The sequence below is a fragment of the Streptococcus sp. SP1 genome (assembly GCF_030440005.1).
Taxonomy (GTDB): domain Bacteria; phylum Bacillota; class Bacilli; order Lactobacillales; family Streptococcaceae; genus Streptococcus; species Streptococcus parasanguinis.
This window is the reverse complement of sequence record NZ_JAQFJJ010000019.1, coordinates 1-25,253: the sequence shown is the minus strand read 5'-3', so window position 1 is coordinate 25,253 and position 25,253 is coordinate 1. Positions and strand designations below refer to the sequence as shown.

29 protein-coding genes are annotated in these 25,253 nt (G+C 44.0%); 7 read left to right on the top strand and 22 right to left on the bottom strand.

Annotation, left to right across the window (positions count from 1 at the left end; translation table 11 throughout):
- Positions 1–187: 187 nt before the first annotated feature.
- The 6 genes from fni to PCY07_RS09180 all read right to left on the bottom strand — a co-directional run bounded on the left by fni (position 188) and on the right by PCY07_RS09180 (position 5,864).
- On the bottom strand, positions 188–1,192 hold the full coding sequence (gene fni, locus PCY07_RS09205; protein ID WP_301356530.1) for a type 2 isopentenyl-diphosphate Delta-isomerase: 1,005 nt from the start codon (positions 1,190–1,192) through the stop codon (positions 188–190).
- Positions 1,189–2,196 carry a phosphomevalonate kinase gene (locus PCY07_RS09200; protein WP_301356529.1) on the bottom strand — a complete coding sequence of 336 codons (1,008 nt, stop codon included), beginning with the start codon at positions 2,194–2,196 and terminating at the stop codon, positions 1,189–1,191. The genes fni and PCY07_RS09200 overlap by 4 nt, the downstream gene beginning before the upstream one ends.
- Positions 2,186–3,136, bottom strand: a complete 951-nt coding sequence (gene mvaD / locus PCY07_RS09195; RefSeq protein ID WP_301356528.1) for a diphosphomevalonate decarboxylase — start codon at positions 3,134–3,136, stop codon at positions 2,186–2,188. Before mvaD ends, PCY07_RS09200 begins: the two co-directional genes overlap by 11 nt.
- The gene (gene mvk / locus PCY07_RS09190) at positions 3,118–3,996 is read right to left on the bottom strand and encodes a mevalonate kinase (protein WP_301356527.1); all 879 of its coding nucleotides are present in this window, start codon (positions 3,994–3,996) and stop codon (positions 3,118–3,120) included. The genes mvaD and mvk overlap by 19 nt, the downstream gene beginning before the upstream one ends.
- Before the next feature lie 148 nt (positions 3,997–4,144).
- Positions 4,145–5,086, bottom strand: coding sequence for a serine hydrolase domain-containing protein (locus PCY07_RS09185; RefSeq protein ID WP_301356536.1), 942 nt, complete (start codon positions 5,084–5,086; stop codon positions 4,145–4,147).
- 10 nt (positions 5,087–5,096) lie between these two features.
- A complete protein-coding gene (locus tag PCY07_RS09180; RefSeq protein WP_301356526.1) occupies positions 5,097–5,864 on the bottom strand; it encodes a CppA N-terminal domain-containing protein in 768 nt (255 codons plus the stop codon).
- A 211-nt stretch (positions 5,865–6,075) separates the two neighbouring features.
- Here PCY07_RS09180 and PCY07_RS09175 point away from each other — a divergent pair, with 211 nt between their 5' ends.
- From PCY07_RS09175 to PCY07_RS09165, 3 genes are all read left to right on the top strand, one after another.
- The gene (locus PCY07_RS09175) at positions 6,076–8,364 is read left to right on the top strand and encodes a Xaa-Pro dipeptidyl-peptidase (RefSeq protein ID WP_156671735.1); all 2,289 of its coding nucleotides are present in this window, start codon (positions 6,076–6,078) and stop codon (positions 8,362–8,364) included.
- 89 nt (positions 8,365–8,453) lie between these two features.
- A complete protein-coding gene (locus tag PCY07_RS09170; RefSeq protein WP_301356535.1) occupies positions 8,454–8,963 on the top strand; it encodes a DUF536 domain-containing protein in 510 nt (169 codons plus the stop codon).
- A 53-nt stretch (positions 8,964–9,016) separates the two neighbouring features.
- A complete protein-coding gene (locus PCY07_RS09165) occupies positions 9,017–9,610 on the top strand; it encodes a 3'-5' exonuclease (protein WP_156671733.1) in 594 nt (197 codons plus the stop codon).
- A 207-nt stretch (positions 9,611–9,817) separates the two neighbouring features.
- On the opposite strand, the gene PCY07_RS09160 is transcribed toward PCY07_RS09165, so the two are convergent.
- The 3 genes from PCY07_RS09160 to PCY07_RS09150 all read right to left on the bottom strand — a co-directional run bounded on the left by PCY07_RS09160 (position 9,818) and on the right by PCY07_RS09150 (position 11,366).
- A complete protein-coding gene (locus tag PCY07_RS09160; RefSeq protein WP_003005613.1) occupies positions 9,818–10,117 on the bottom strand; it encodes a YbaB/EbfC family nucleoid-associated protein in 300 nt (99 codons plus the stop codon).
- 180 nt (positions 10,118–10,297) lie between these two features.
- Positions 10,298–10,993 (bottom strand): LrgB family protein, encoded by a 696-nt coding sequence (locus PCY07_RS09155; RefSeq protein ID WP_003008843.1) that lies wholly within the window; start codon positions 10,991–10,993, stop codon positions 10,298–10,300.
- A complete protein-coding gene (locus PCY07_RS09150; RefSeq protein WP_031576327.1) occupies positions 10,986–11,366 on the bottom strand; it encodes a CidA/LrgA family protein in 381 nt (126 codons plus the stop codon). Before PCY07_RS09150 ends, PCY07_RS09155 begins: the two co-directional genes overlap by 8 nt.
- A gap of 236 nt (positions 11,367–11,602) precedes the next feature.
- Here PCY07_RS09150 and PCY07_RS09145 point away from each other — a divergent pair, with 236 nt between their 5' ends.
- Entirely contained in the window at positions 11,603–12,775 is a 1,173-nt protein-coding gene (locus tag PCY07_RS09145; protein WP_215194924.1) for an NAD(P)/FAD-dependent oxidoreductase, read from the top strand.
- 121 nt (positions 12,776–12,896) lie between these two features.
- Complete coding sequence (gla, locus tag PCY07_RS09140; protein WP_215194923.1) at positions 12,897–13,769, top strand: aquaglyceroporin Gla; 873 nt, start codon at positions 12,897–12,899, stop codon at positions 13,767–13,769.
- 43 nt (positions 13,770–13,812) lie between these two features.
- On the opposite strand, the gene PCY07_RS09135 is transcribed toward gla, so the two are convergent.
- The 10 genes from PCY07_RS09135 to tsaB all read right to left on the bottom strand — a co-directional run bounded on the left by PCY07_RS09135 (position 13,813) and on the right by tsaB (position 20,248).
- Positions 13,813–14,475, bottom strand: coding sequence for a hypothetical protein (locus PCY07_RS09135; protein ID WP_215194922.1), 663 nt, complete (start codon positions 14,473–14,475; stop codon positions 13,813–13,815).
- Positions 14,476–14,577: 102 nt separating this feature from the next.
- Entirely contained in the window at positions 14,578–14,904 is a 327-nt protein-coding gene (locus PCY07_RS09130) for an AzlD domain-containing protein (RefSeq protein WP_215194921.1), read from the bottom strand.
- A complete protein-coding gene (locus PCY07_RS09125; RefSeq protein ID WP_003003018.1) occupies positions 14,891–15,586 on the bottom strand; it encodes an AzlC family ABC transporter permease in 696 nt (231 codons plus the stop codon). The genes PCY07_RS09130 and PCY07_RS09125 overlap by 14 nt, the downstream gene beginning before the upstream one ends.
- Before the next feature lie 110 nt (positions 15,587–15,696).
- Positions 15,697–16,113, bottom strand: a complete 417-nt coding sequence (locus tag PCY07_RS09120) for a hypothetical protein (RefSeq protein WP_225901465.1) — start codon at positions 16,111–16,113, stop codon at positions 15,697–15,699.
- Between the two features lie 174 nt (positions 16,114–16,287).
- A complete protein-coding gene (locus PCY07_RS09115; protein ID WP_301356523.1) occupies positions 16,288–16,956 on the bottom strand; it encodes a DUF443 family protein in 669 nt (222 codons plus the stop codon).
- A gap of 121 nt (positions 16,957–17,077) precedes the next feature.
- Complete coding sequence (locus tag PCY07_RS09110) at positions 17,078–17,965, bottom strand: hypothetical protein (protein ID WP_301356522.1); 888 nt, start codon at positions 17,963–17,965, stop codon at positions 17,078–17,080.
- A 21-nt stretch (positions 17,966–17,986) separates the two neighbouring features.
- Positions 17,987–18,112 (bottom strand): hypothetical protein, encoded by a 126-nt coding sequence (locus tag PCY07_RS09105; RefSeq protein WP_301356521.1) that lies wholly within the window; start codon positions 18,110–18,112, stop codon positions 17,987–17,989.
- Positions 18,113–18,130: 18 nt separating this feature from the next.
- Positions 18,131–19,141, bottom strand: coding sequence for a tRNA (adenosine(37)-N6)-threonylcarbamoyltransferase complex transferase subunit TsaD (tsaD, locus tag PCY07_RS09100; RefSeq protein ID WP_061591222.1), 1,011 nt, complete (start codon positions 19,139–19,141; stop codon positions 18,131–18,133).
- On the bottom strand, positions 19,131–19,568 hold the full coding sequence (gene rimI, locus PCY07_RS09095) for a ribosomal protein S18-alanine N-acetyltransferase (RefSeq protein WP_215194919.1): 438 nt from the start codon (positions 19,566–19,568) through the stop codon (positions 19,131–19,133). Before rimI ends, tsaD begins: the two co-directional genes overlap by 11 nt.
- A complete protein-coding gene (gene tsaB / locus PCY07_RS09090) occupies positions 19,565–20,248 on the bottom strand; it encodes a tRNA (adenosine(37)-N6)-threonylcarbamoyltransferase complex dimerization subunit type 1 TsaB (RefSeq protein WP_195412456.1) in 684 nt (227 codons plus the stop codon). Before tsaB ends, rimI begins: the two co-directional genes overlap by 4 nt.
- A 292-nt stretch (positions 20,249–20,540) precedes the next feature.
- Between tsaB and PCY07_RS09085 the strand changes: the two genes are divergently transcribed.
- Positions 20,541–20,771: a DNA-directed RNA polymerase subunit epsilon gene (locus PCY07_RS09085; RefSeq protein ID WP_003008866.1), complete on the top strand. Its 231-nt coding sequence runs from the start codon at positions 20,541–20,543 to the stop codon at positions 20,769–20,771.
- 3 nt (positions 20,772–20,774) lie between these two features.
- Complete coding sequence (locus tag PCY07_RS09080) at positions 20,775–22,457, top strand: ribonuclease J (RefSeq protein WP_003015245.1); 1,683 nt, start codon at positions 20,775–20,777, stop codon at positions 22,455–22,457.
- A gap of 251 nt (positions 22,458–22,708) precedes the next feature.
- Here the strand turns inward: PCY07_RS09080 and glnA are convergent, their stop codons facing one another.
- From glnA to PCY07_RS09065, 3 genes are all read right to left on the bottom strand, one after another.
- The gene (gene glnA / locus PCY07_RS09075; protein ID WP_041818373.1) at positions 22,709–24,055 is read right to left on the bottom strand and encodes a type I glutamate--ammonia ligase; all 1,347 of its coding nucleotides are present in this window, start codon (positions 24,053–24,055) and stop codon (positions 22,709–22,711) included.
- 39 nt (positions 24,056–24,094) lie between these two features.
- The gene (locus tag PCY07_RS09070; RefSeq protein WP_003012408.1) at positions 24,095–24,454 is read right to left on the bottom strand and encodes a MerR family transcriptional regulator; all 360 of its coding nucleotides are present in this window, start codon (positions 24,452–24,454) and stop codon (positions 24,095–24,097) included.
- 67 nt (positions 24,455–24,521) lie between these two features.
- Positions 24,522–25,055 carry an aromatic acid exporter family protein gene (locus PCY07_RS09065; RefSeq protein ID WP_003008874.1) on the bottom strand — a complete coding sequence of 178 codons (534 nt, stop codon included), beginning with the start codon at positions 25,053–25,055 and terminating at the stop codon, positions 24,522–24,524.
- Between the last annotated feature and the right edge of the window lie 198 nt (positions 25,056–25,253).

Below are 25,253 nucleotides of genomic sequence, written 5' to 3'. Positions count from 1 at the left end.
GAGTTCTAAGTTTTAAAATGAATCATAATATACGAAAACTTTCCGCCGTGAGAAAAGTGCCTGAAACGTTTTTGTTTCAGGCACTCGGGAGTTTTGAAACCTTAGGTTCAAAACTAAGTCATGGAACTTCGTAGAAGTTCGCTGACGTCCGTACTCACCTAAGGAAAGTTCCTAAAATGATTTTTCTTCATTTTTTCTGTTGATTCGCTTGCCACAATTTTCCATAGAGGAGATAGTCGACTTCACGGAGCTCTTTCAGGTTCTGACAACCGAGCGCACAAAGGAGCAATCTGAGGTCTTCTTTCCATCCTTGGACAAGGACGATTACTTCTTCAATGCTCTTAGTCTCTACCATCTCAAGAAAAACACGGGAAAGTCCTACGCCACGCGCTCCAAGGACTAAGGCCTTGACCATATCAAGGGGATGACGGATGCCCCCACTTGCGAGGATCTCAATCTGATCCATCTGATCCTGTAACTGTATGAGACACTGCGCCGTTGACTGTCCCCAATCATCCAGATAAGCGCGATTGCCACCACGACGATTCTCAATATAGGCAAAACTAGTGCCACCACGACCAGAAATATCGACGGTTTTGATCCCAGCATCTAGCGCAGCCTGAACTGTTTTGGGATCCATACCAAAGCCAACTTCCTTCAGGACTACAGGCACAGGAAAGCCCTGCCCATAGCTCTTGAGATGGTCTTTCCAAGTGTGGAAACTCCGCTCCCCTTCAGGCATGAGCAACTCTTGCATCAAATTCACATGGACTTGAAGAAAGAGGGGTTGTAGCTCTTCCACTGTTCGCAAGCCCAAATCTGGCTCTTTATCGATGCCAATATTGGTCGCTAAAAGAAGATGAGGATGGTCCTTTTTGACCGCATACGATTGATCGTTCGGATCCTTCAGTGCTGCGCTGTATGAGCCAGTCACAAAGAGAATCCCACAGGCTTCGGCTACTGCTGCCAACTTTTGATTGATCTCTTTGGCCCGTTTACTCCCACCTGTCATGGCATTGATATAAAAAGGGATCTCCCAATCACGCCCTGCGAAATGGGTTGTCAAATCAATCTCCGCTAGATCCACAAGGGGGAGGGATCGGTGAATCAGCTCGATCTCATCAAAGCTATTATAGGAGGAGCTTTGCTCCAAGGCATAACGAATATGCTGGTCTTTTCGATTTTCGCTCACGAATCTCCCATCCTTTCTTGGTAAATGACTTCAATATTCTTTTCCTTCCAGCGGTCTATCAAGGTCTGAGTCTCTACTGGGTCAAAACTAAGGGCGATTCCACAGTCGCCTCCTCCAGCACCACTAGATTTGGCACAGACAGAAAGACCCTCTGTCGCTTCTTGCAAAACTTTTAGAGCTGGGGTATAGATCAAAGGGTTCAAAGACTTTAGGTTCTTATCGGCACGTTTGATACTGGTCTCGATTTCCTTTTGGTTCCCTTCACGGAGACCTTTTTCAAGAATCTTCACTGCGCTCTGACTCTCCTGAAGAAAATCTTCCTTGATCGCCCCCTTGACTTGGCGGATCAAATCACTTGAAATCGCTGGTTCCTTGGTCCAACCAACCAGAAAATCATAAGAAATGGCTGGATGGATCAAGCGGATCTGGTAGTCCCAATCCAGGTCTAAAACTTGTGAAAGAGGCTGAGAAGTCAAGACTTCATGCAACCAAGTCCGATCAAAGGATTGGTAATAAATCAACTCCTCGAAGGCAATACAAGCCAAATCGCCCATGGAACCATTGTCCCCTCTTTGCACCAAGACGACTGCCGCTAGCCGAAAAAGCAGGTCCGGATTTAGGTCTAGTTCATACAGAGTAGCCATGGCCTTGATCACGAGCAAGACCACACTTCCGCTGGAACCAATCCCATACTTTTTCCCCTCTTCTCCCAATGTTCCTCTAAGGTGAAGATCAAACGGTTTAGGGGCTATCCCCTGATCTTTCAGCCACTCTTCCATGAGCTGAATGGTCTCTTGAATCAAGGCGTAGTCCTTATTTGGGGTCAAATCCACCTGGTAACCAAAGAGATCTGAGGCTAGCTGGTAGGCTGTTGCTTCTTGGATGGTAGCTGATAGATAAATAGGAATAAACTGAATCACAGCTCCATAACCAGGCGTTAACACCGCGTATTCTCCAGCTAGATAGAGCTTACCTCCGGTCTGTACCTGATACTTAGTCTTCATTTTGAGGATCCTTTGTCTTAGATACGATGGTCCGATAGCGGGCATCAAATAAAGGCACCAGCTGATCTAAGTCTTCTTCTAAACAGAGAACTTTAACATTTGGCCCTGCATCCATAGTAAAGTAACAAGCATGGCCTGCTGCGCGAAGCTCACGGACAAAGTCCATAGCTTTGTGGCTTTCTTCTGTCAAGTAGCTAAAGGCTGGAGTGGCTGTTCTAGTCGTCGCATGCATAGCAAGGGCATTGCGCTCTGTCAGCTGACCGACCCGTTCAAAATCATTGCCAGCTAGATAGTCCAGCATGTCCTTGTAATCTTGTCGAGACTCTTCGATCCATTCTTTGAAATTAGTCGAAGTCTCCATGCAGCGTTTCATCCCTTCCCGACTGGAAACAGGCTTTTGCTTGTCATTGAGGACCAGCATGATCATAGCCAGTTTCAGGTCTGTTTTGACCTTATAAATCTCTCCACTTTCTTTGTCCCAGGCTGCTAAGGGACCAAAGAAAGACCGTGAAGAAGAGCCCGAAGCAAACTTGGCTTTTTGAGCTAATTCCTCCTGGGTCAAGCCCAAATCATAGTACTGATTGCAAGCCTTGACGAGAGCAGAAAGCCCGCTCGAGCTAGAGGACAAGCCTGCTGCGGTTGGCATGTTGTTGCTGGTATCCACCCGAACAAATCCTGCTTCATCTGCTGGCTTCAAGCCATCAATCACAGCTCCAATTTTGGCTTGCTCAGCTGGATTTTGGAATTTTCCATCGATGTAAAATTCATGCGCAGTCGCATCTGCTGGCAAGGGAGAGAGACTGGTCTCTGTATACATATTCTCTAAGGTCAACGAAATCGAACTGGTCGAAGGGACCATCTGTTTGGCATCTTCTTTTCCCCAGTATTTGATAATCGCGATATTGGCATAGGACTTAGCCTTTACAGGTTTTCGATCCATGTATGGTGCGCTCCTTCTTTTTCTAATGCATGGGCAATGGTTGCTGCTTCACGAGAATCCTTGACGAGGGCAATCACACAGCCACCAAGACCGCCTCCGCTCATTTTAGCGCCTAAGGCCCCATTTTCAAGGGCAATGGCGACCAAATGGTCTGCTTCAACACAGCTGACACCGACGGCTCTCAAGTGGTCATGACAAGTAGTCAGAGCCTGTCCTAGGCTCATTAGATCATTCATTTTTAGAGCCTCTTCCACCTGCTGGGTCAACTGACCAATCTCATGGAAATGGGACAAAACTTTCTGCCCTTTGGCTTCAACCTTTTGAATAGCCTCACGGGTATTGCCGTGAATCCCCGTATCCGCAATCACCAAGCTCGCTTTTATACCCAGCTCCAGCGGGTAAAAGCCGACATTCCGGATGAATTTAATAGCTTGATCACTCAAACAAGTCTTGGCATCGAGCCCACTTGGATTCATATGGGCAATGGTTTCTGCTCGATTGACCAGGATTTCTAAGGTCTCATCATCCAGCTCCTCTTGATAATAGTCAAAAACGGCACGAATGGCTGCGATACTGACCGCCGCAGACGATCCCATCCCCCGTTTTTCCGGTACCATGGACTGAATCCGGCAGCGAATCCGGGCCTCTTTAATCCCGAGGTGCTCAAGAGACGCAAAAACCGCCATGGATAAGGTGTCATCTTCAAACAAAACCCACGGACTGTCTGCCGGAATGATCTGGCAGATCACTTCGATATGATGGAGAGGCAAAGCAATAGCCGGATAACCATAAACCACCGCATGCTCTCCAATTAAGATAATTTTACTATGCGCCCTTCCGACGCCTATCTCTTTGTTCATATTCATCTCGCTCTATTAAGGTCATTACTATTTTAATATAAATCAGCCAAAAAAGCGATGCTTTTGAAGGAAATCCAACCTAAGACGGAGTTGAGTTCTATCTGACAGATAGCAAAAGGCCAGGATCCATCATCCTAGCCTTTCATTTCTATTTTTCACATTCTTGTTTGATCAAGTCCATCAAGGAGTTGCGGTCCAGGATCCATTGGGCCCGTTCGTCCTTCTCATAGGTCCGGTTGGACAAAAAGATCACAGCTTCCTGGCTCTTGCGATTGTACATGATGAAGGTTCCTGTATAGCCCGTATGATCCAACCAGTCCCCCTCTAGATTCCATCCAAGAGCGCGGGTCTTGCCCTCTTCACGCGCAAAATTCTGAGACAAGTCACGCGCAAAATCCTCCTTCAGATAATGCTCTAAGAAGCGCTCTAGATCAGCAACAGTTGAAAAAAGTCCAGCACTTCCCGCATGACGCCCCAGAACTCTCGCTTTGGGATCGTGGACACTTCCAGAAGCCACTCCACGGACCGTTGGCACCGCCTTTTCGACCGGTCCAAACCGTGTTTCCGTCATCTTCCAAGGTGTAAAAATCAGCTCTTCAAATAAACAATCCAAGGGCTGGCGAAACCTGTCTTCTAACCAAAAGCCCAGCAAAAGAAAATTTACATCGGTGTAATGAAAACTCTTGTCTTCTTTCAACTGCAAATTTTCAAGGGCTGTTTTCAACTGTCTCGCATCCAATTGATCCCGGTTGGGGATAAAAGGATCTAGCCCCGAAGTATGGGTCAAGAGTTCCCGGATGGTTGTCTTCTCATGAGCAAAACGCGGGTAAAACTCTTTAAAGGGGCGATCGAGTGCAAGCTCCCCTTTCGTATACAAAAAGGCACAGATCGTAGCGACTCCGACAACCTTGCTGACACTTGCCAAATCATAGACCAGATCAGCTTCTACTGGCTCTCCTTTTTCAGGGTCCGCAAGTCCCAGATAGTATTCACTCCACTGACCATTGCGGTAGAGCGCAAGAGAGGCACCTGGATAGATGCCTTCTTGGATTTGTTCGGTGATTTTTTCGATGATTGCCTTCACGCTCATCACTCCATTCTTATTCTTCATAAGAAATATGGACCTGATCTTGATTGGCTTCAAACCAGAGTTCGATCTGACTTGGATCCTTGGCAATCAAGAAAGTTCCCTTACGGTGCACAAAATCGACAGCTTCTCCTAAGCTTTCTTTCAGAACTTCCACATAAAAAGGAGCCAATTCGACCTTAATCATACTCAAATCCCAAGTCACCTTGTTCTCCACTTGGAGATCTTCTCCTTGGGCTTCCTGTAAATGGATAAGGTGTGCCAAAGCTGGCAAGTTGCTATAGAACTTCTCAGCCTTAGCAAGATCGGCCACATTGACCTCAAGAAAGTCCACATCAAAGCTGGTCAAACCTTTGAAATCTTCTGGAAGTTCAACAAGAGGCGCTTTCTCCAACGGTTCTAGGCTTTCAAGATTTTCTTCAGCATGCACAAAAATGGTATCTCCTTGAGGAGACACAACTTCAAAGGCGCGACCATTAGCTCCTTGGTAAAGGGCGCTTATTTCTGGCTGGCGTGCTAATAAATAATCAATTTCTTGAGCTTGTGCCACTTTCACCACGATGCGACCCAATTTCTTTGGACCTTCGACCTTACGCGAACGCATACTCGGTGACTCTTCTAAGACAATTTTCTCAACTTTTGAGGCATCTCCTAAAGATAGGAGAGCTCCTTCTTCCACTAATACTTTCATTCCCAATGTCTCTTCATAAAAGCGTTGATTGACATTTCGGTTATTCACTTTCAAGACTGGGATCACTCTTACGATCTGATTTGTTGTCATAACTTCCTCCAAGCACTTTTTATTGTAAAAGATTTTCTGGCTTTTTACAAGAAATTTTGCGCAGATTTATGAAAAACTCTATCGACAAGCGCTTTCCCTATTTTCTTTAGACAATCCCTTTTTGATTCAGTATAATAGAAATTGGAATGATGACAGCACTGATGCGACTGCTCACTCAAATCGAGATGTGAACAAGATAGGAGAATCCACCATGAAATTTAATCAATTTAGCTATATTCCTACAGCCAATGACACGATAAAGGAAGAGTTGGCTCTTTTGGGCTTTAACTTCCAAGAAGAGAGCGATCCAAAAAAAATGTTGGAAGCCTTTGTCCGCCAAGTATCTTTCCAATATAAGGACACAGACTATGCCTTATCGACTCTTGTGGCAGATAAAGAAACCGATTTGCTGGCATTTTTCAACTCTGAAAAACCCTTAACAGCAGATATTTTTTATACAGTTGCCTTTCAATTACTGGGCTTTAGCTTTTTTGTCGACTTTGATGATAGCGAAGCCTTTCGCAAGGAGACGGCTTTTCCCATCACATATGGCTCTCTCCTAGAAAACCTCTACCAACTCTTGAACACCCGCACCAAACGAGGCAATACCTTGATCGATCAGTTGGTCAGCGATGGTTTGATTCCTGAGACCAACCAGTATCATTATTTTAATGGCAAGAGCCTCGCAACCTTTACGAGCCATGATGCTATCCGTGAGGTCGTTTATGTCGAAAGCCGGGTCGATACCGACAAGGATGGCCTGCCAGACTTGGTTAAGGTCAGCATCATCCGTCCTCGCTATGAAGGCAAGATTCCAGCTGTCATGACCGCTAGCCCTTACCACCAAGGGACTAACGACAAGGCCAGCGACAAGGCCCTCTACAATATGAATGTCGACCTCGAGGTCAAAGAACCTCATACCATTCAACTAGAAGAACCTCAATTAACATTAGTCGAACCTGTCGGTCAAGCTGAAGAGGTGGACGAGGCTGAAGAGCTCCTAACCCATATCAACTCTAGCTATACCCTCAACGACTACCTGCTTCCACGCGGATACGCTAATCTCTACGTATCTGGAGTTGGAACAAAAGATTCGCAAGGCTTGATGACCAATGGAAATTACCAACAAATCGAAGCCTACAAGAACGTTATCGACTGGCTCAATGGCCGTTGCCGGGCCTTTACAGATCACACACGCAAACGCCAAGTCAAGGCCGATTGGTCCAATGGAAAGGTCGCAACCACCGGGATCTCTTACCTTGGAACCATGTCTAACGGCCTTGCGACCACAGGTGTGGATGGTCTAGAAGTCATCATTGCAGAGGCTGGGATCTCTTCTTGGTACAATTACTACCGTGAAAATGGTCTCGTGACAAGTCCTGGTGGCTATCCAGGTGAAGATTTTGATTCCCTTGCCGAATTAACCTATTCACGCAACCTTTTAGGTGGGGATTATTTACACCACAATGCGGCCCACCAAGCCGATCTTGATCGCGTCAAAAAAGAGCTGGACCGCGCTTCTGGAGACTACAACCAATTCTGGCACGACCGCAATTATCTCCTACATGCTGACCGAGTCCAAGCAGAGGTGGTCTTTACCCATGGCTCCCAAGACTGGAACGTCAAACCACTTCACGTCTTTAACATGTTCCAAGCCCTTCCAGCAAGCATCAAGAAACACCTCTTCTACCACAATGGTGCCCATGTCTACCTCAACAACTGGCAGTCCATTGACTTCCGTGAGAGCATGAATGCCCTTCTCTCTAAAAAATTGCTGGGCTACGATTCAAGCTATGAGTTGCCAACTGTCATTTGGCAGGACAATACAGGAGAACAAAGTTGGACTTCCTTGGATGATTTTGGCAATCAAACAAGTCAGCGGACCTTCCTACTCGGAAATGGTGAAAAAGTCATCCAAAACCGCTACGAGACAAAAGATTACGAGCGCTATGGCAAGGCTTATCCGACCTTCTTAAGCGATCTTTACCAAGACAAGGCCCAACAGGTGACAATCGATCTTCCAATCGAAGAAGACCTACACCTCAACGGGAAAGCTCGCCTTCACCTGCGACTTCACTCCAGCACCAATAAAGGCCTGCTCTCAGCCCAACTTTTAGAGCTTGGAAGCAAGAAATACCTCCAACCCTATCCTGCAGTCTTATCGGTCCGTACGCTGGATAACGGTCGCTACCATATGCTAGACAACTTGACTGAATTGCCATTTAAGGAGGCAGGCCAACGAGTGATTTCTAAAGGTTATCTCAACCTCCAAAATCGTCATGACCTCTTAGAGGTTGAGGCCGTAACACCAGGCGAGTGGATGGAATTTGACTTTGATCTCCAACCAACCATCTACAAGCTTGAAAAAGGTGCAACTCTTCGCTTGGTCCTTTACACGACGGACTTTGAAATCACTGTGCGTGATCAAACCGATTACCAACTCACCATTGACTTAGCACAATCAAGCCTCAGCCTTCCTGAAATGACAGAGGCCCACTAATCGTGGTATCAAGGCTTAGCCTTTCTTTGCTTCATTTGACAGCTTAGCCTACTTATGTTACTATCTAATAGAGTATTTCATAGAAAAAGATATTAGAGGAAGTTATGGCGATTGAAAAAACTGTCAGCGAAATTGCTGAAATTTTAGGAGTCAGCCGCCAGGCGGTCAATAACCGTGTCAAGGCGCTGGCTCCAGAAGATACCCAAAAAAACGAAAAAGGGGTTACCGTTGTAACCCGTAGTGGCTTGATCAAGCTTGAAGAAATCTACAAAAAAACTATTTTTGAAGATGAGCCAGTCAGCGATGATGTGAAGCAACGCGAATTGATGGAAATTTTGGTAGATGAAAAAAACGCTGAAATCGTCCGTCTCTACGAGCAACTCCAAGCCAAAGACGAGCAACTCGCTAAGAAAGATGAACAGTTGCGCGTGAAAGATGTTCAAATTGCTGAAAAAGACAAGCAATTGGACCAACAACAACAATTGACTTTACAAGCAATGAACGACCGCGATACCTTGAAACTTGAACTCGAACAAGCCAACGAAAAAGTTCAAGAGCAAGAAAGCAAAGGTTTCTGGGCACGCGTTTTCCGTCGATAATCCGGGGCTGGATCCTACCAGTCCCTTTTCTTTTCTACCACAGGAGATTTCCCATGAAAGCATTAGAAGATTATATCGCCTTTGATCTCGAATTTAACCAATACGAAGGCGCCTATCAGATCATCCAGGTATCTGCCGTACGTTTTACGAACGGTAAAGAAGTCGATCACTACGACTCCTACGTTTACACCGATAAGCCCCTAAAAAGCTTTATTAACGGTCTGACTGGCATTACCCAGGACAAGATCCAAAATGCCCCACAACTCGAACAGGTCCTCAGCGAATTCAAGGCCTTTGTAGGAGACCGGCCCTTGATCGGATACAATGCCCAAAAGAGCGACCTACCCATCCTACTTGAAAATAGCTTGGATCTAGAAGACCAGTACGCTGTCGATGTCTTTGACGAGGCTTTCGAACGTCGTCCATCTGACCTCCACGGCATTAAAAATCTCCAACTCCACACCGTTGCAGAATTTTTGGGAGTCGCAGGAAAATCACACGATAGCTTAGAGGACGCCCGCATGACAGCCCTTGTCTACCAACAATTCCTCGAATTTGATCAAGGCCGCACCCTCCTTGAAAAGCAAGAGAACTTCTCCACCAACCCCTTCGGAGGCTTGGACTTATCCGGATTCTTTGATGAATAAAAAGAGAGAGTGGGACAGAAATCGGTAATTCGTTAGAATTCGATTTCGTCGTCCCACCTCCGCACAGTTGAGTAGGGCTGTAAAAGCTGATGAAATCAGCGTAGTAGAGCCCACTCAACCACTGCGTCTTGCTCGACAATCCAAAAACAATTAAGAGGCTAGGACTTTTGTCCCAGCCTCTTTTGAGTTAATGAAAACTTCCTTAGCTTAAAATGGCAATTTCCCTGCGAAAGCACCGAGTTTTTTCTTGGTTGCAGCATCAATTTCTTCAATGGCAGCATTGATGGCTTGAACCGTCATATCAGAAAGAGTTTCTGTATCTTCTGGGTCGACCACTGCAGCATTGAAATCGATGGAAACAACCTTCTTATCACCTGTAAGAGTTGCAACAACCAAGTCTTGAGCAGATTTCCCTACAAATTGAGTTGCGGCTAATTCCGCTTGGCTTTGCTCCATTTGCTTTTGCAATTTTTGAGCTTGCTTCATCATATTTTGCATATTCATCATAGTAATTACATTCCTTCCAACTTCTGAAATTTACAGTTCATTATACCATTTTTTAGACGCTTGGAAAAGCTTTGGATAGTAATCATGAAAAGCTTCTTTCACTCTAGATTGATTTTTAAGCTTTCACTACAAAATGAAAGAGAGCCTTTTTGAGCCTCTCTCAGAAAATAATAAAATGTATTAGGATAAAATCATCGAAGCCACAATTGGACTAATGAATACATACAAAATTCCTGTGATCCCTATTGCCAATCCTGCCATAGCACCGGCCACATGACCATACTTAAACGCTGTCCCTGTTCCTACTGCATGTCCAGTTCCGCCAAGGGCTAAACCAATAGCCACTGGATCTTTTATTTTTAACAGTTTCAATATCGTTGGGCCCAAGACACTTGTTAATAATCCAGTTGCTACAACTACCACAAGAGTGATGGTCGTAATTCCTTGCATTTTTTCAGTAATCCCAACTGCCATTGCAGTCGTAACTGATTTTGGAAAGAGCGAAATGGCTAGAAAGTACTTCATTCCAAATGCTTTCGCGATCAAGGCTGTAAAAATAGTATTCACAATAACTGCCACTGTCGAGCCAATCAGAATACTCCGTGCATGATGCTTCATCAAATGGAAACTTTTATAGAGAGGAATCCCCAAGGCGACAGTCGATGGTCCAATCAACTGATTTAACAGGGAACCACCGACATAGTAATCTTTATAAGAAATTCCTGTAATCATTAAGAATAAGATAACGATTACTGTAGCCACTAAAAGTGGCGTTGTTATTGGGTGGGGATACCTGCGAAAAATTAACATTCCAATCAAGTAAGCCCAAATAGATAAGACAATCCCAAATAAAGGATTACTCGCAAAATTAGCCACGCTTGTGTCCCCCTTCTGGATAATCACCCTCAAAACGATTTTTTATAAAACTAACCACGATTGCAATTAAAGCCACATTGATGACCAAGGCTCCAAGTAGAATCAACATGATTGGAAACAGATAAGGCGCAATCACATGAAACTTATCCATAATACCGACAGCAGGGGGAAGAAACAGAATCGTCATGTTAGCTAACAAAAAATTTCCTACCATATTTACGTGGCGCATGCGTAATAATTTAAACTGCAATAATAAAAATAGGATCAACAGCCCGATCATACTTCCAGGAATTGGTAGGTGCAACCCATCAGAAATGATTTCACCAATTAATGAAATCGTGAATATAATCGTCAGTTGTACATATAATTTCATCTTCATCTCCCTTTTTTTGGATCATTTCCAATAAGGATTCGTATCCTCGCTTCTGCTTACTTAGAAGTAAACATCCATTTATCCCTATCAGTTTACTCCTTTTCGGAAAATTTGCAAGCTTTTTTCTAAAAAAATAAAACAAATTACCAAAAAATGAAGCTACTATTTTGATTCATGACATCCATTTTATGATACAATGAAACCAAAAACGGTTAAGTTAACATGAAAGGATCTACATGACTCATTTTCACACCATTGTCATCGGTGGTGGCCCAGCAGGAATGATGGCTACTATTGCTAGCGCCTCCTATGGCCAACCTACGCTACTGATCGAAAAAAATAAAAGGCTCGGTAAGAAACTTGCTGGTACCGGAGGAGGTCGCTGTAACGTCACGAATAACGGGACCTTAGACGATTTGATGGCCGGTATCCCTGGAAATGGCCGTTTCCTTTACAGTGTGTTTTCCCAATTTGATAATCATGATATCATCCAATTTTTCACCGATAATGGCGTCAAGCTAAAAGTCGAAGATCATGGCCGGGTCTTTCCTGCTAGTGATCAATCTCGCACCATTATTCAAGCCTTAGAAAATAAGATCCTTGAGCTAGGTGCTAGCATGGCCACCAACTGCGAAGTGGTCTCCGTCACCAAGCCAGAAGACGTCTTTATCGTCAAATCTGCTGAAAAAACATGGACAGCTGACAAGCTGATTGTCACAACTGGGGGCAAATCCTATCCTTCTACTGGCTCTACTGGCTACGGACACGAAATTGCCCGCCACTTCAAACACACCATCACCGATCTCGAAGCGGCAGAAAGTCCTCTTTTGACAGACTTCCCACACAAGGACCTCCAAGGGATCTCTCTGACAGATGTGACCCTCAGCTACGGCAAACACATCATCACCCATGACCTGCTCTTTACGCATTTCGGTCTTTCTGGCCCTGCAGCCCTTCGGATGTCTAGCTTTGTTAAAGGTGGGGAAATCTTATCTCTGGACCTCCTTCCGACTACCTCTTCTCAAGAGTTAAAAGACTTTCTAGAAGAGCATCGAGAAAAGTCCATTAAAAATAGCCTCAAAACCCTTCTTCCTGAACGGTTAGCTGATTTCTTGGTGCAAGGATTCCCTGAAAAAGCCAAGCAACTCACTCCTACTCAGACAGAAGAGATCATTCAAAACATCAAAGAGAGGCCTATTCCTGTCACTGGGAAGATGTCTCTAGCCAAGTCCTTTGTCACCAAGGGCGGCGTCAGCCTCAAAGAAATCAATCCTAAAACCCTAGAAAGTAAGCTAGTTCCTGGGCTCCACTTTGCAGGAGAAGTCCTCGATATCAATGCCCATACAGGCGGTTTTAATATCACATCCGCCCTCTGTACCGGTTGGGTAGCAGGGAGCCTTCATTACTAATTGAAAGTCACTAACTTTATTCTTCATCTATTGAAATAAAATTTTTAAAAATTCTTTACAAGTTAGTATTTACTTGATAGAATGGATTGGTATAAAATTTATAAAGGAGATTATTAGAATCATGGATTTTGATTTTAGTGTTAAACTCTTTTCAGAGTTTATTGGAACAGCTTTGCTACTTATCCTCGGAAATGGTGCAGTTGCAAACGTCGAATTAAAAGGAACAAAAGGTCATCAAAGCGGTTGGCTTGTCATTGCGATCGGATATGGGATGGGAGTAATGATTCCAGCCTTAATGTTTGGTAATGTTTCAGGAAATCACATTAACCCAGCTTTTACCCTTGGACTTGCAGTTAGCGGACTCTTCCCATGGGCAAATGTTTTACCATACATCGTTGCCCAACTTCTTGGAGCTATGTTTGGACAATTGGTTGTCGTTGCAGCTCACCGTCCATACTACATCCAAACTGAAAATCCAAACAACATCTTAGGCACATTCTCAACCATTTCTAGTGTAGATAAAGGAACTCCAGAATCACGTAAAGCTGCTACAATTAACGGCTTCATCAACGAGTTTGCAGGCTCATTCGTCCTTTTCTTTGGCGCCCTTGGCTTGACGAAACATTTCTTTGGTGCAGAAGTTGCTGGTCTTGCTCAAAAAGCTGCTACTGAACAAGGAGGCGTCTTTGATGCCACTTCATCAGCAGCAAAATTGGCTTTATCACAAGCACATGCTTCAGGACTAGGAATTGCTCACTTGGCTCTTGGCTTCCTTGTTATGGCTCTTGTTACGTCACTCGGTGGTCCTACTGGACCTGGTTTGAACCCTGCACGTGACTTTGGTCCTCGTTTGGTCCACGCCTTCCTTCCAAAATCTGTATTAGGAGAACACAAAGGTGATTCAAAATGGTGGTATGCTTGGGTACCAGTTGTAGCCCCAATCCTTGCTGCTATCTTGGCTATTTTGTTGTTCAAAGTCATCTATCTTCGTTAATCTATTTAAAAAACGAACTCGATTTTCCATCGAGTTCGTCTTTTTATTGTTCTTTGGTTAATGAAAAACGGAAATCATTGTATTTGTTGTAGTCAAATGGTGTATTGGTAGCCGTTGTGAAAACAATCGGTGTATAGTGTCCTTCTTCTAAGATAAAACCAGGTTCGAGTCGGAAATCAGCGACACCTAAGCCTGTGATCCCAGGGAGCAAGGCATCAGCCCCATCAAGACCTTCAGCATCCCAATAGTAGATATTTCCAGTTGCTTGGACAGCTCTTGCCGTATAGGTCGCTGTCCGAGTCGGTTCGCTATCATTTTTGAAGCTAACCACTGTTGTCACATCCCCATTGGCATCGACGGTCATTTTGATCGCATCCGCTTGTGGACTAGATCCTACCCAAGTTCCCACCAATTCTGCAGGGACAGTAGCTTGCGTCGTAGTAGACGCATTCTCGTTCTTACCAGAGTCTTTTGAAGTTGTCGCGCTACTTGCTTGAGTCGAAGAGCTAGCTGTATCGTTTGCCTGAGAAGAAGATGCTGCACTCTTTTTGCTATTACTTTTGGCTTTTTTCTCTACCTTGCTGGTAGATGCTTTTGCGGATGAGGTAGCTGTCTTTTTATCCTTTGCACCACAACCACCGAGAGCTAGACCAAGTGAAGCAGCCACTAGAACAGCGGCACTCCAACGGAAGATTGATTTTTTCATAAGATCACCTCTTTATCTTTCTGACTCCCATTATACTCCAATTGTTACAAAAATCAAGTTTTTTTGTAACAATTGTAATTTTTTTGTAACATATTTTTACATTTAAAACACCAATCGTAATAGGGCGATCAAGACAATTCCAAACAAGACGGTTCCCATAAGGTTTTTGTAACGAAAGGCTACAAAGAGACTGGGAATGGTCACCACTAGGTCCAACCAGTGAAACTGCGGGAGACTTCCAATTTTTCCATCTACTAAGCTTGATAAAACCAAGGCAAAGATAATGGAAATGGGCAAGTATTTGAGAAAGCGGGTTACAGGAGCCGGCAGTCCCTTGTATTTGACTAAGAGGAAGGGCAAGATCCGAGGAATCCAAGTAACGAGGGCTGAGGCCAGAATGGCCATGATGATATAACTATTCACGCGCATCACAGACCACCCCCACAAAACAGCCGATCAAGGTCGCAGCTAGCACAGCTAGCGGTTGCGAAACAAAAAAGAGTAAGAGAAAGAAACTCACTGCTACTGCTAACAGCACCATGAGCATGGTCTTGGTCTTTTCTGTCAGTTGCATTCCTTGAAACTGAGCTGCAAAAATCCCAATAAACATAGCCACTAAAGCAAAATCAAGCCCAAAAGCCTTTGGATCAGGTAGGAGAGATCCTAGAGCTGTTCCGATAACCGTCGCACTGATCCAGGCCACATAGCCTACTAGATTGTTCCCATGCATCCAAGGAACTGTAATGGTATCCGTCTTTAACTTCTCGCTCAAGTAGACCCCATAACTCTCATCAGTCAGGAGGCTTCCAATCCCGATGGTATGAGCGAGACTAGCATCCTTAAAGTCAGACGACGTATGCAGACTCATCAACATATTACGGAGATTGATCAAACACACCGTCAAGGCCATATTCAAGATCGAAGAATGGGCCGCAATCAGAGAGATCATCGCAAACTGGGCCGCCCCAGCATAGACCAAGACACTCATCAAGGCCATCTCCAAAGGAGAAAGATAGGGAGACGCCACCACACCACAAGCCAGGCCAATACTGATATAGCCCAAAGCCGTCGGTAGCGCGTCCCTCACCCCCTGCCAAAAATCTTTTTCCACTCTCTCGCTCCTTTCTGAATCATTGACTTCTATTATAACACAAGAAAAAAGGTTGAAAAAGAAGATCTGGTATAGAAAGGATAACCCCTCATTATACTTCTATCTCTCCACTACCGATTTACTTTTAAATCCGACATCTCTAATGACATCTTCTCTTCTTGTGTCATGGTCTCAACAATTTGTTTTTGCTCGCTTGATATTGGCAAGGTCAAAATCGTAGCAGATTGATCCGGCAATACTCCACTGTCACTAATTTTATAGCCAATCCGTTGATTTTGATAAATGAATTGCCCATCATATTTCCAATTCAATGAAAACTCAAAATCCTTATCAATTTGAAATCCAGCTTTGTTAATTAATAGAAAAACAGCATATTCTTGTTGATTGGATGAGAAAGTTGCGCCCGTATAGTTGATCGATAGGCTTCCTTGATTTCCAAGTTCTGGGTGTTCCTTGGTTAATTTCTTCCCTAGTTCAACTACATTTGATTCTTTCCCTTCATATTGCAGGGGCACTACAAATTGCAAACCTGTCTCATTTTTAACAGATGAGGACTCTTTTGAAGTCTGCTACGTTTTACTCTGTGAAGAATCTTTTGATTCCTGTCGAGACTGGGCGCATGCTGTTAATGATAGAAACGCTATGAACAAAACGATCGTTTTGTTCATGATTTCTACTCCTTTATTCTTGTCCATTTCATTCTAGTTACTTTTTTCGATAACTATCTCTTCTACACTATCAAGCCTTAAATTCCCTGTTTTCGCTCCTAAAAGAACTGGAACTTTACCAAATTCGAAGGTCAATAGAAAAGCTGTAAAAATACCGCCTATCACTAAAAAGATCCCTTCTTGACCATTATTATTAAATAAATACATAGCTAAACAGGCCAGTAAGACAACATTTAATAGATGGGCATCAAAAATTTGCTTTCTTTCTGGTATCGGCTTGAAAGTCACCCTGTATCTCTTCCTAGCTGTAGGAAATAGATTCTTAACCTTTTTACGAGCCTTTTCTATTGAAAATCGAAAGAGCACAAAAGATATAAGCATGGCAACCACAAATAAGACTATCTTTAGAAAAATTTGCTGACTAATGGCGTACTCACTGAATCGATTTTTTAAGAGACTATAAACCGCTCCAACAAATGGCTGGACTATGATAGCTGCTGTCCCCCCATTTATTTTATTGATGGGTGTGCCTGGAATTTCAACTTTTTTATCTACTTCCATCATCTCAACAGTGATAGCTTCCGTTGGCAGCCCCCAATAATAGAGCTTAGGCTTCATGGTACTAGCGTCTAACAGAAATCTTTTGCCATCGTACTCTACCAGTTGGTAACAGAAAATACTTGTTTCTTTATATTCTAACATCCTATTTACTTCCTACATGCTTTCAGGATAGCATCCTAGACACCACAAACCTGATCCAAATCAGCTTCCTTCAACTCCCGTTCTTCCAGAAGAAGCTTTACTCAACCAATTCACCACCTTTTCAGTTGTAGTATTGTTTAAACTCATCATAAGAACGAATTTCATGTTCTTGGCCATCGATTGAATACTGAGCTTCAATTTTTACACCAGGTAAGGTGTCCTGTCCTCTAGGTGCAAACCAATGAAGAAGAGTATCAAACCATTCCTTACTACTTAATAACTGTAATCTAGGTTCAATCCAGTACTCACCACTCAACATTTTCTCTTTGAATTCCGGATAAATTGCAAATAAATTGATATCTGTCTTTATATTCTTAGCCTGTTTCTGAAATTTAAATCCTGCTTGAAGGTCAAAACCGGTATTCTTATCGATTAATTCCATTAAATTTGTATAGTCTATAATTTTTTCCTTAACTGCACTGCCCTCTGGGATGGCATACTTGCTATAGTATTTCTGTTCATCCAACTTGTAATAAATATTTTTCCCATCTCCAATATTACGTTCCATTGCACTACGAGAATCATAATAAATGAGATCTACAACACTTACTCCACTATTAACATTTATTTGATAATCATAAATAAAGGCTTTTGGTGCTGTCTTTCGAATCTCGTCTAAAGCATTTACAGTTGTTTCTTTAAATTGATTGTCAATATCGTAATATCGGAATCCGACATACTCCCATTTTATTCTTTTATCGCTTTTTACATAGTCAAAACCAACCAGATACTTCCCATCAGCCAAAGTCAGATCCTTACTCAAAACAAATTGATTTTTCTCACCAAATAGCTGAACATCCTTGAGATTCCCTTCATGAATGATTTTTGTTGATCTCGGTCTATCTTCTATAGGATTTTTCTTAGTCTCTGAAGGTTTAAAATAGAATACCAAACCGACTACAAGGCCCACTAGAAAAACTAATTTCAAACTTAAAAATTTTTTCAACATTTCTACCTACTTTTTATAGAACTATACTGGGAACCAATCCCATTCCATCAATCTTTCATTCCCTCTATCATACCGAATTTTCTTGTCAACCGCAAATCCGCTACTAGTTGGTGAGATCCCAACAAAAAAGCCATTGGAATCGCACATCCAATTGGCTCCTTTTTCTTATTCAATTCCTTCAAAGGCTAGGCTTGGTTTGGCATTGAGATCCCAGCCTGCGAAGTTTTCTTTGTTCCATTCGCTGACACTGGCATAGGCAATCATCCCTGCATTGTCCCCGCAGAGACGCAGAGGCGGAATGATGACCTTAACATCCGTGATCTCAGAAGCCAAGCGTTCACGAAGGCCTTGGTTGGCTGCGACCCCACCCGCAACGACTAGAGTCTTGACTGGATATTTCTCCAAAGCCTTTTTGGTCTTGGCCATGAGAATGTCTAAGACGGCTGCTTGGAAACTCGCTGACAGGTCTGCATTGGAGAGACTTTCTCCTTTTTGCTGCGCATTATGGTGCAGATTGATAAAGGCTGATTTGAGCCCTGAAAAAGAGAATTCCAGATTGTCTTCCTTGATCATAGCCCGTGGGAAATCATAGATATCAGATCCTTGGTGGGCCAGCTGATCAATCTCACGTCCTGCTGGATAGGTCAAGCCCATGACGCGCCCGACCTTGTCATAAGCCTCTCCTACAGCGTCATCACGGGTCTCTCCGACGATCTTATAATCACCCGCTTCACTGACGTAGACTAGCTCCGTATGCCCTCCACTCACCAGCAAGGCCAAAAGCGGAAACTCTAAGGGCTCGACGCTTTGAGCGGCCATCAAGTGACCTGCCATATGATTGACAGGAATCAAAGGGAGGCCGTGCGCCCAAGCAAAGGCCTTGGCTGCTGCTAGGCCGACCAAAAGAGCTCCAACCAGGCCTGGACCGTAGGTAACAGCCACAGCTGTGACATCGGCTTCTGTGATGCCGGCTTCTTCCAGGGCTTCTTCAATACAAGCGGTGATGACTTCCACATGGTGACGAGAGGCTACCTCAGGCACCACCCCACCAAAACGCTTGTGACTTTCGATTTGACTGGCAATGACATTGGACAAGAGTTGGTCGTCATTTTTCAAGACAGCCACGCTGGTCTCATCGCAAGATGTCTCAAAAGCCAAAATATATCTATCTTTCATTTGGGTTCCTCTTCATGATCACAGCATCCTCTATGGGATCGTGATAGTAGTTTTTCCTCCGTGCAATTTCTTCAAAATGCATTTTTTTGTATAGGCCTTGGGCCGGTTGATTGGACACGCGCACTTCTAAGAAAATCTCTTTTTGGTCCGGCAACTGCGCGAGTAACTGCTGAGCTAGGCCTTGGCCTTGAAAGACGCGCTTGACCGCAATCTGTAAGACCTCTGCTTCATAGAGAGTCTCTTGAATGGCGACAAATCCAAGGACTTGCCCCTCATCCACAGCTAGGAAATAGGAGATCGATTCCTGCTCTAAATCAGCTTCAATCTGCTCCAACTTCCAGGGGCTAGCTTCATAGACATCTTCCAGCACAGCGAGAATAGCAGCCGCATCTTGGCTACTCCCTTTCCTGATTGTTCCTTTCATCATAGGCGCTTGATGTAAGAGGTCGTTGTTTCCGTGTGGTCTTTCAGCCAATTTTCCTCTGCTTCGACCCGTTTGAGATAATGAGGGACAAAATCATGGAGGCTAGCGGGCGCTTGTTTGAGACCGAGACGTCCGATTTTCACTGCATCTGGCAGTGTTTCATAACAAGCAGCACTTGACAAGCTAGAGGCGATCTGCTCCTTAAAGGCCGTGACTTCTCCGACAAAGGTGACCTGCTCACTCGTCGCTGCACGCTCTAGGACTTCCTCAAATGGAAAATGCCCTTCTGGTGCGACCAGCTGATCATCTTGGTAAAAACCTGCATAAACGTTGTTCCGACGGGCATCCATGACAGGCACTACCAAACCTTCTAGATCATCTGGCACTAGGGCTAAGAGGCTCGAAACCCCGACCAATTCAATCCCTAAAGTATGAGCCAAGGTCTTTGCGGTTGCGACCGCAATGCGCAGTCCAGTGTAGCTCCCAGGACCTTCTGCCACCACGATGCGGTCCAAGTCCTTGGGTGTCAAGTCAATTTGTTGCATCAAAAAATCGATGACCGGCATCAAGGTGATACTATGATTTTTTTTAATAGTTAATGTTGTTTCTGCAAGTAGAGTCTCATCTTCTAAAATCGCTACAGAAAGAGCCTTACTCGAGGTATCAAATGCTAATAATTTCATTTCCCACTCCTCTTGAACTGGATTATATTATACTACAAATTCCCTTCAAATCCCAGCGAAACTCTCCTCTAGAGCGCAGGATTTTCCTATGCAAAACCGCTCAAAAGCTTCTCTATTATAGCCCTTTGCCTCTCTGACTTTTCCAGTCTATCTTTTACTTACAGGCAAATTTATGATATAATGATAATTAATTGTATCGAATCAGGTCCACTAGTTGCGAGTAGGAAACTCTAGTGATTGCACTCCTTCGTAGCTAACAAATAGACCGAAATAATGAAAGGAAAATTACTTCATGATTTACAAAGTTTTTTATCAGGAAACAAAAGACCGCAACCCTCGTCGTGAAACCACGCATGCACTTTATCTCGATATTGATGCACCAAATGAACGCGAAGGACGCATCCAAGCTCGTCAATTGGTTGAAGCAAACACAGATTTCAACATTGAATTTATCACACCACTTTCTGAGCAACACCTTGCTTACGAGAAAGAGTCAGGTGCTTTTGAACTAACGGAGTACTAATCCATGGCTTATACCTTAAAACCTGAAGAAGTTGGTGTATTTGCTATTGGTGGACTTGGAGAAATCGGAAAAAATACCTACGGGATCGAATACCAAGATGAAATCATCATTGTCGATGCCGGGATCAAATTTCCAGAAGATGACCTCCTTGGGATCGACTATGTAATCCCAGATTACTCTTATATCGTTGACAATATCGATCGCGTCAAAGCGGTCCTCATTACCCACGGACACGAAGACCACATCGGTGGGATTCCTTTCCTTTTGAAGCAAGCCAATGTCCCTATCTACGCTGGACCTTTGGCGCTTGCCTTAATCCGTGGAAAATTAGAAGAGCACGGTCTTCTTCGTGATGCCAAACTCTACGAAATCAACCAAAACACTGAGCTTCAATTTAAAAATCTTAAAGCAACCTTCTTCCGTACGACTCACTCGATTCCAGAACCGTTAGGGATTGTGATTCACACCCCTCAAGGAAAGATTGTCTGTACCGGAGACTTCAAATTTGACTTCACACCTGTTGGAGAACCGGCTGACCTCCATCGTATGGCGGCCCTTGGGGAAGAAGGCGTTCTCTGTCTGCTTTCAGACTCAACCAACGCGGAAATCCCAACCTTTACTAACTCTGAAAAAGTGGTTGGCCAATCCATCATGAAGATCATCGAAGGCATCCATGGGCGCATCATTTTTGCCTCCTTTGCTTCGAATATCTTCCGTCTCCAACAAGCTGCTGAGGCCGCTGTTAAGACCGGTCGTAAGATCGTCGTCTTTGGACGCTCGATGGAAAAAGCCATCGTCAATGGAATCGAGCTTGGCTACATCAAGGTCCCTGCTGGAACCATTATCGAGCCAAATGAGATCAAAGACTATGCAGCTAATGAAATCCTGATCATGTGTACAGGAAGCCAAGGAGAGCCAATGGCAGCCCTCTCTCGGATTGCCAACGGAACGCACCGCCAAGTGCAACTCCAACCAGGAGATACCGTGATCTTCTCTTCTAGTCCGATTCCTGGAAATACAACCAGTGTGAATAAATTGATCAATACGATTTCCGAAGCGGGTGTCGATGTCATCCACGGGAAGATCAACAATATCCATACTTCTGGACACGGGGGGCAACAAGAACAAAAACTTATGCTCCGCTTGATCAAACCAAAATATTTCATGCCTGTCCATGGTGAATACCGGATGCAGAAGATCCACGCAGGACTTGCGCGTGATTGCGGAGTGGAAAAAGACAATATCTTCATCATGAGTAATGGTGATGTCCTCGCTCTAACAGCCAACTCTGCTCGTATCGCAGGAAGCTTCAATGCTCAAGATATCTATGTCGATGGAAACCGCATCGGTGAAATCGGGGCTGCTGTCCTTCGTGACCGGAGAGACCTTTCCGAAGACGGTGTCGTGCTTGCTGTTGCGACTGTTGACTTCAAATCGAAGATGATCTTGGCTGGACCAGACATCTTGAGCCGTGGTTTTATCTACATGCGTGAATCAGGAGATCTGATCCGTGAAAGCCAACGCATCCTCTTCAATGCAATTCGCATCGCCTTGAAGAACAAAGATGCCAATATCCAAACCGTCAATGGTGCAATTGTCAATGCCCTTCGCCCATTCTTATACGAGAGCACGGAACGTGAACCTATCATTATCCCAATGATTCTCACACCAGATGACGAAAATTAAAAAACAACCAGTTGAGACCACTGTTTCAACTGGTTTTATGATGACTTTTTGAGGATCAAAAAGAGAGTGGGACAGAAATCGGTAATTCGTTAGAATTCGATTTCGTCGTCCCACCTCCGCACAGTTGAGTAGGGCTGTAAAAGCTGATGAAATCAGCGTAGTAGAGCCCACTCAACCACTGCGTCTTGCTCGACAATCCAAAAATAATTGAGAGGCTAGGACTTTTGTCCTAGCCTCTTTACTCTTGTTTCTTAATAAAGATCTAAATAGTTGTCTACTTCCCATTGGGATACGAAGGTCGCATAGCTTGCCCATTCGATTCGTTTGGCTTCAAGGAAGCTGGTGTAGATGTGTTCACCCAAGGCAGCTTTCACCACTTCGTCTTCTGTCAAGGCTTTCAAGGCATTGTGAAGGGTAGAAGGTAGATCTGTGATTCCAGCTGCTCTACGTTCTTCCGGTGTCATCACATAGATATTTTCTTCGATCGGAGCAGGTGCTTCGATTTTATTTTCAATACCATGAAGGCCGACTTCAAGCAAGACTGCCAAGGCTACATAAGGATTGGCCATTGGGTCTACGGAGCGTAATTCCAAACGAGTTCCCATACCACGTGATGCTGGCACACGTACCAATGGGGAACGGTTGCGGCCTGCCCAAGCGATATAAACAGGTGCTTCATATCCAGGAACCAAACGTTTATAAGAGTTGACGGTTGGGTTGGTCACCGCTGTAAAGTTATATGCATGCTTGATCAAGCCACCCAAGAAGTGATAAGCTGTTTCTGACAATTGCATGCCCTTTGGATCTTCTGGATCAAAGAAGGCATTGTTGCCATCTTGGTCAAAGAGAGACATATTACAGTGCATACCTGATCCGGCAATTCCAAATTTTGGTTTGGCCATAAAGGTTGCATACAAGCCGTGTTTACGGGCGATGGTCTTCACAACGAGTTTAAAGATTTGGATCTTGTCACAAGCGCGAAGAACTTCGTCATACTTAAAGTCGATTTCATGCTGACCAACGGCTACTTCGTGGTGACTGGCTTCTACTTCAAAGCCCATCTTGGTCAAGACATTGACGATTTCACGACGAGTGTTATCTGCAAGGTCTGTTGGAGCCAAGTCAAAATAGCCACCTTTGTCGTTTACTTCAAGAGTTGGATCTCCATTTTCGTCCAACTTGAAGAGGAAGAATTCTGGTTCTGGACCAAGGTTAAAGGATTTGAATCCAAGTTCTTCCATATGACGAAGGGCACGTTTTAAGTTGCCACGTGGGTCGCCCGCAAATGGTTTCCCTTCAGTCGTATAGACATCACAGATCAAGCCAGCTACGCTACCATTTTCATCTCCCCAAGGGAAGACTGTCCATGTATCCAAATCTGGGTAAAGATACATATCTGACTCGTTGATACGGACAAATCCTTCGATAGAAGAACCATCAAACATGGCTTTGTTTGAAAGAACCTTGTCCAGTTGCTCATCGGTAGCTGGAATTTCGACGTTCTTCATGGTTCCCAAAATATCAGAGAACATCAAGCGAATAAAAGTAACATTTTTTTCTTTTACTTCACGGCGAATATCTGCAGCAGTAATTGACATTTTTGTCTCCTTAAAATAGATTACAAGCATATGAAATGATCAACGAAATTGACCATATGGCGATGGGGAAGATGTGAAGCGACTTTGCTGAATAATGTCACGATGAAGAGCCTTACGGATCTCTTCTTGACTGACAACCTTGGTTTGCTCTTGCTCTTTTTCCGCATATTTTTTCTTAATATCCGCAATATTGAAGCCATCTGAGATATAATCTTTGATCTCAAGCAGGCGGTCCATATCGTCCAACGAATACATACGGCGATTGCCTTCTGTCCGATCAGGAGAAATCAATCCCTGATCTTCATAATAACGAATCTGGCGAGCTGTCAAGTCGGTCAGCTTCATAACACTTCCAATCGGAAAGACTGCCAGCGAGCGTCGTAATTCCTTTTCCTTCATACCATTCCTCTTTCTATTCTATTATATCGAAAAAAAAATCTATGTCAAGATTAAATGTTATATAATCTTACATAGGTTTTTTGTGTTTCTTGAGAAAATCGCGAATGCGATCCACATCCGAATTGACCAAAATCGCAACGAAAACGCCAATAAAGGTCTCAAATATTCGGGCAAAAACATACAAGAAGGTTTCTCCGTTAGGAATCGAGAGGGTAATGATCAGCATTGCCGAAACTCCTCCGATAATTCCTGCTTTATTATTCATAGCGACATTTGTCATAATGGTTAACATGGTCGCAATGGGTACAAAAATAAGAGTCACCCAATACGCCCCATGAAAGAGCGTTTTTAAAAGGAAGAACAATACGGCATAAAAACCTCCGATACTGTTGCCCATGACACGCGAAGCCCCGAAGTGGACACTCTTATCAAAGTCTTCCCTCAAACTAAAAACAGCTGTCAAGGTCCCGATCTGAAGGCCTCGCCAGCCAAATATTCCAAAAATAAGTAGTACAATAAAAACGGCAATCCCTGTTTTAAAGGTTCTCATCCCCAAACGGAATTTGGACCAATCAAATTTGTGTCGTTTAAAGTAATCCATGGTCACCTATCTTTCTATTTCTATTATTCTACCATATTTTCAGAAAGGAGAGAACAGTTATCAATAGAAAGAAAAAAGAGAGTGGGACAGAAATCGGTAATTCGTTAGAATTCGATTTCGTCGTCCCACCTCCGCACAGTTGAGTAGGGCTGTAAAAGCTGATGAAATCAGCGTAGTAGAGCCCACTCAACCACTGCG

Excerpts from the sequence above, each read along its gene's own strand:
- PCY07_RS09200 (WP_301356529.1), bottom strand. The coding sequence starts at position 2,196 with ATGAAGACTAAGTATCAGGTACAGACCGGAGGTAAGCTCTATCTAGCT.
- mvaD (WP_301356528.1), bottom strand. The coding sequence starts at position 3,136 with ATGGATCGAAAACCTGTAAAGGCTAAGTCCTATGCCAATATCGCGATT.
- mvk (WP_301356527.1), bottom strand. The coding sequence starts at position 3,996 with ATGAACAAAGAGATAGGCGTCGGAAGGGCGCATAGTAAAATTATCTTA.
- PCY07_RS09185 (WP_301356536.1), bottom strand. The coding sequence starts at position 5,086 with ATGAGCGTGAAGGCAATCATCGAAAAAATCACCGAACAAATCCAAGAA.
- PCY07_RS09180 (WP_301356526.1), bottom strand. The coding sequence starts at position 5,864 with ATGACAACAAATCAGATCGTAAGAGTGATCCCAGTCTTGAAAGTGAAT.
- PCY07_RS09175 (WP_156671735.1), top strand. The coding sequence starts at position 6,076 with ATGAAATTTAATCAATTTAGCTATATTCCTACAGCCAATGACACGATA.
- PCY07_RS09165 (WP_156671733.1), top strand. The coding sequence starts at position 9,017 with ATGAAAGCATTAGAAGATTATATCGCCTTTGATCTCGAATTTAACCAA.
- PCY07_RS09160 (WP_003005613.1), bottom strand. The coding sequence starts at position 10,117 with ATGATGAATATGCAAAATATGATGAAGCAAGCTCAAAAATTGCAAAAG.
- PCY07_RS09150 (WP_031576327.1), bottom strand. The coding sequence starts at position 11,366 with ATGAAATTATATGTACAACTGACGATTATATTCACGATTTCATTAATT.
- PCY07_RS09145 (WP_215194924.1), top strand. The coding sequence starts at position 11,603 with ATGACTCATTTTCACACCATTGTCATCGGTGGTGGCCCAGCAGGAATG.
- gla (WP_215194923.1), top strand. The coding sequence starts at position 12,897 with ATGGATTTTGATTTTAGTGTTAAACTCTTTTCAGAGTTTATTGGAACA.
- PCY07_RS09135 (WP_215194922.1), bottom strand. The coding sequence starts at position 14,475 with ATGAAAAAATCAATCTTCCGTTGGAGTGCCGCTGTTCTAGTGGCTGCT.
- PCY07_RS09130 (WP_215194921.1), bottom strand. The coding sequence starts at position 14,904 with ATGCGCGTGAATAGTTATATCATCATGGCCATTCTGGCCTCAGCCCTC.
- PCY07_RS09115 (WP_301356523.1), bottom strand. The coding sequence starts at position 16,956 with ATGTTAGAATATAAAGAAACAAGTATTTTCTGTTACCAACTGGTAGAG.
- PCY07_RS09110 (WP_301356522.1), bottom strand. The coding sequence starts at position 17,965 with ATGTTGAAAAAATTTTTAAGTTTGAAATTAGTTTTTCTAGTGGGCCTT.
- PCY07_RS09105 (WP_301356521.1), bottom strand. The coding sequence starts at position 18,112 with ATGTGCGATTCCAATGGCTTTTTTGTTGGGATCTCACCAACTAGTAGC.
- tsaD (WP_061591222.1), bottom strand. The coding sequence starts at position 19,141 with ATGAAAGATAGATATATTTTGGCTTTTGAGACATCTTGCGATGAGACC.
- rimI (WP_215194919.1), bottom strand. The coding sequence starts at position 19,568 with ATGATGAAAGGAACAATCAGGAAAGGGAGTAGCCAAGATGCGGCTGCT.
- tsaB (WP_195412456.1), bottom strand. The coding sequence starts at position 20,248 with ATGAAATTATTAGCATTTGATACCTCGAGTAAGGCTCTTTCTGTAGCG.
- PCY07_RS09085 (WP_003008866.1), top strand. The coding sequence starts at position 20,541 with ATGATTTACAAAGTTTTTTATCAGGAAACAAAAGACCGCAACCCTCGT.
- PCY07_RS09080 (WP_003015245.1), top strand. The coding sequence starts at position 20,775 with ATGGCTTATACCTTAAAACCTGAAGAAGTTGGTGTATTTGCTATTGGT.
- glnA (WP_041818373.1), bottom strand. The coding sequence starts at position 24,055 with ATGTCAATTACTGCTGCAGATATTCGCCGTGAAGTAAAAGAAAAAAAT.
- PCY07_RS09070 (WP_003012408.1), bottom strand. The coding sequence starts at position 24,454 with ATGAAGGAAAAGGAATTACGACGCTCGCTGGCAGTCTTTCCGATTGGA.
- PCY07_RS09065 (WP_003008874.1), bottom strand. The coding sequence starts at position 25,055 with ATGGATTACTTTAAACGACACAAATTTGATTGGTCCAAATTCCGTTTG.